Below are 3,210 nucleotides of genomic sequence, written 5' to 3' on the forward strand. Positions count from 1 at the left end.
ATTGGTAATAAAAAAGTTCACCTGCCTTTTCACCATAACTTAAATAATGTCTTGATTACCCCTCAGACAAATAAACTATACCTCTTTAAAACACCTTAGGGGGACTCTTTTTTCACTACTCTCTATCACTTTTAGTTGATCAAATAAAGCAACTCGGTCCACACAAGTTTAATCCGATTAGCTTTCTATTGTTTTATAATAAACAATTTTGACTTGGTATAGGAGGATAAAAAATTCCTGTAATAACAAAAGGATTAGCTGATTTTTTATTATGAAATTGAGAGGTTGTGCCTAAGAAAAAAAATAAATCTTTTTCAAAAACAAAGGTATCCCAATATTTCATTTTAACTTTTTCAACAGCATCTTCGTCAGTAGGTTCTCTTTTGATACAATTAAGATATAATTGCCCTATTTCCCAGTCTTCAACCATTAGTCGGCTCTCTTTGCCCTCATCGTCTTCAAACTTATAAAAGAATTTTTTTGAAAGCCTCGGCATCAGTTTCAATGTTTCTTGATTATTATTAGAGAAAAGATCCATTTGTTCTAATAATAATCGACAATTTTTATTTTCTTTGTATATTTTTACATTCTCTACAATAAAATCTGTTATTTTTGTTGGTTTGAATATCGCTAAAGAAAGCTCATTATTATGAGCACGTTTGATAATATCATTTAGTTTTGTATAAATTTTATTTTTATTCAATATAAACTGACGTCTATCTCGCCAATTGTTTTCTGTACCCATTGTTCCCAAAAGTTTAATATTATCAATGTCTATGACTCGATAACTTTCTGGGCGCTTATCTTTTGTATTTTTTGCTATTTTAACTTCAATCCATTGATATTTTTTGTAACGGTTATCCGAAAAACGAAATGGAACAGGATATAGCCGTATCCAAGATCCATCTTCTTTAAACCCTGCTGTACAAACCGTTTCAATATATTTACCAGAACGACACGGGTATGTTTTGACTGTAATTAAAATTTTGGCGATTTCCATCTCACCTTAACTTAAATATGTTTTATCGTATAATTCCAATCGGACCTATTGGCTAAAACCTTTGCCACCCTATTCCTATGACACCTTAAATGATCTGCCTCAAAACACGTTATGGCAACCCTTTTATAGCGATCTACCATCACTTTTAATTGATCCAAAGCAGGTTGCTGTTTTAAAATGATGGAGTGCTCATACGTATCAAATAAACAATCGTATTCTTCCTGCGTATTTAGATCTTGGCGATCTTCTGAAAAAATGCCCAGTTCTGGGATATGAATATATTGAATGTTTAATGACGTTAAACCCTTCGACAAAGTCGCTTTAGAAAATCCGTATTTACGACTAATCGGATTTTTCCTTACATCACAAACCATGCGAACGTTATTTTGTATCAAACGGTTCAAATAATGTTCAAACGGTTTTCCCTCGTAACCAATTGTGAAAAAACAAAAATCTTCTTGTCGGGGTCGAGCTTGCTCAATTAACAGTAGCTCATCTTCTTGCATAATATCGTGGGCAATTTTACTGTTGATGGCGTAATAAGGATAATTTTTATAAATATAATGAACCAATTTATTTCCACACAACCCTTTATAACGATTTAGGAATAAAGCAAGGTTCTTTTGTTCTATCTTGTCCAACGCCTTTATAGGGTTATGGTGGTCAGTTAAAACCCATCGTTCGCAGTCTTCTATCAATCCTAACTCAATTAATCGACGTCGATCCGCATAAGTTTGAAACGAAAAACATCCATATTTATAAGGTATAAATTCGTAGCTCTTAACGTCTTGATGACGGGTCGTATACAAAAAAAGATACTTTTGTAAATCCAGATTAGACAAACTTCTCCCAAATGCTTCTAGGAGGGCAAGTAACAGTTTTTGACGTTTTAAAAGTAAATAATTTTTTGTGTAAACCATAATAATTCATTATAATATAGTTATTTATCAAGTTTCTTTACTAAAAAAATAAGATAAAACTACGCTATTTTATATTATAATATAATAATAGAATTCCTACAAAACTTATCTCAACACAATGCAGTATTAATAGATTACCACTCCCAACCCTTACGCTTACGTTACGCGAAATAATTTAACGTAAATTGACGTGGGTTATAGGTTGCATACATCGTTTTATCATTACTTATACATTCTGCCCTAGTCAGCAGTACAAGAGAAAAGCCGTTTGAGTTTATCATTGCTTCTTTTACTAAGATGTATTACAATCGTATTACAATATAGGAGAAATATACGATGTCTATGTTAACCATAAGGGTTGATGATCATGTTAAAAACCAATTGCAAGAAATTGCCAAATTAAAAAAGCTTTCTTTATCAGGTTTAGTATTATCCGCAGTTAACGAAATGATTGAGAATGAGTTCGACACTCGTTTTGTCAATAAAATCGAAAGACAGCGAAATCCTAAGGAACCCCATTACGATATTCATCGTTTGTATAAAGAATTTGACCTAGAAGACTGATCATCATGTATCGTGTACGCTATGAGAAAGAATTTCATAAAAATCTAAAATCGCTTGATCCATCCCAAGCCCGACTAACCTTAGCGTGGATCAAGAAAAATCTTGATCAGTCCAACAATCCTAGAGAAAAGGGAAAGCGCCTCAAGGGCAAGTTAAATGAGTATTGGCGATACCGTATAGGGGATTATCGTCTATTATGTGAAATTAAAGACGATCAATTAATCCTTATTTGCATCGCCGTGGGTCATCGAAAAAATATATACGACCTATAACCCTTTTACGTCTCCTTTGTTGTTTGCATAAACGGTTCGAGCAGTTTGGTGGTGTTGGCCACAAAACTTACCGCTAGCTTTTCTCCTACAGAGGCCCAATATTCTTTTTGGTTCTCAGCAATTTCAGGATGAATATCGTTGAATTTCAACACGGCTTCAAAAACGGTGGCCACATTTTTCCAAGTACCTAAATGTCCGTCTATGAGCACTTTGGTAGAGAGGCTGGTTTCTTGCTTGCCCTTATCAATGACTTTGGCAAAAGAGAGCACTTCAAAGAGAAATTTCTCTTTAAAGTCATCATTATCGGATGAAAGAAACTTTTTATAATTGTGCTCTATAAAATACCCGGTGCACACTGGGAATTTATTAATGAAAAAAGTGCGTGCTCCATAAGGCGTATTGAGGTTAAGTTCCATAGATTTTTTCCTTTTAAATTAATAAGATCATTAAAGGT

At 33.5% G+C, this 3,210-nt stretch carries 5 protein-coding genes; 2 read left to right on the forward strand and 3 right to left on the reverse strand.

The genetic code is table 11. The features are described from left to right. Window positions 1–193: 193 nt before the first annotated feature. Both AABE15_RS06035 and AABE15_RS06040 read right to left on the reverse strand, forming a co-directional pair. A complete protein-coding gene (locus AABE15_RS06035) occupies window positions 194–1,000 on the reverse strand; it encodes a hypothetical protein (protein ID WP_338330387.1) in 807 nt (268 codons plus the stop codon). Window positions 1,001–1,011: 11 nt separating this feature from the next. Beyond that, window positions 1,012–1,920 (reverse strand): DUF488 family protein, encoded by a 909-nt coding sequence (locus AABE15_RS06040; protein ID WP_338330388.1) that lies wholly within the window; start codon window positions 1,918–1,920, stop codon window positions 1,012–1,014. A gap of 336 nt (window positions 1,921–2,256) precedes the next feature. Here AABE15_RS06040 and AABE15_RS06045 point away from each other — a divergent pair, with 336 nt between their 5' ends. Next, the gene (locus tag AABE15_RS06045; protein ID WP_338330389.1) at window positions 2,257–2,484 is read left to right on the forward strand and encodes a DUF6290 family protein; all 228 of its coding nucleotides are present in this window, start codon (window positions 2,257–2,259) and stop codon (window positions 2,482–2,484) included. Between the two features lie 5 nt (window positions 2,485–2,489). Further along, window positions 2,490–2,756, forward strand: a complete 267-nt coding sequence (locus AABE15_RS06050) for a type II toxin-antitoxin system RelE/ParE family toxin (protein WP_338330390.1) — start codon at window positions 2,490–2,492, stop codon at window positions 2,754–2,756. A gap of 5 nt (window positions 2,757–2,761) precedes the next feature. On the opposite strand, the gene AABE15_RS06055 is transcribed toward AABE15_RS06050, so the two are convergent. Beyond that, a complete protein-coding gene (locus tag AABE15_RS06055; protein ID WP_338330391.1) occupies window positions 2,762–3,172 on the reverse strand; it encodes a hypothetical protein in 411 nt (136 codons plus the stop codon). Window positions 3,173–3,210 lie beyond the last annotated feature (38 nt).

This window comes from Commensalibacter sp. Nvir (assembly GCF_963921845.1).
Taxonomy (GTDB): domain Bacteria; phylum Pseudomonadota; class Alphaproteobacteria; order Acetobacterales; family Acetobacteraceae; genus Commensalibacter.

Bases quoted from the DNA above. Each gene is read 5' to 3' on its own strand.
- AABE15_RS06035 (WP_338330387.1), bottom strand. From the start codon at position 1,000: ATGGAAATCGCCAAAATTTTAATTACAGTCAAAACATACCCGTGTCGT.
- AABE15_RS06040 (WP_338330388.1), bottom strand. From the start codon at position 1,920: ATGGTTTACACAAAAAATTATTTACTTTTAAAACGTCAAAAACTGTTA.
- AABE15_RS06045 (WP_338330389.1), top strand. From the start codon at position 2,257: ATGTCTATGTTAACCATAAGGGTTGATGATCATGTTAAAAACCAATTG.
- AABE15_RS06050 (WP_338330390.1), top strand. From the start codon at position 2,490: ATGTATCGTGTACGCTATGAGAAAGAATTTCATAAAAATCTAAAATCG.
- AABE15_RS06055 (WP_338330391.1), bottom strand. From the start codon at position 3,172: ATGGAACTTAACCTCAATACGCCTTATGGAGCACGCACTTTTTTCATT.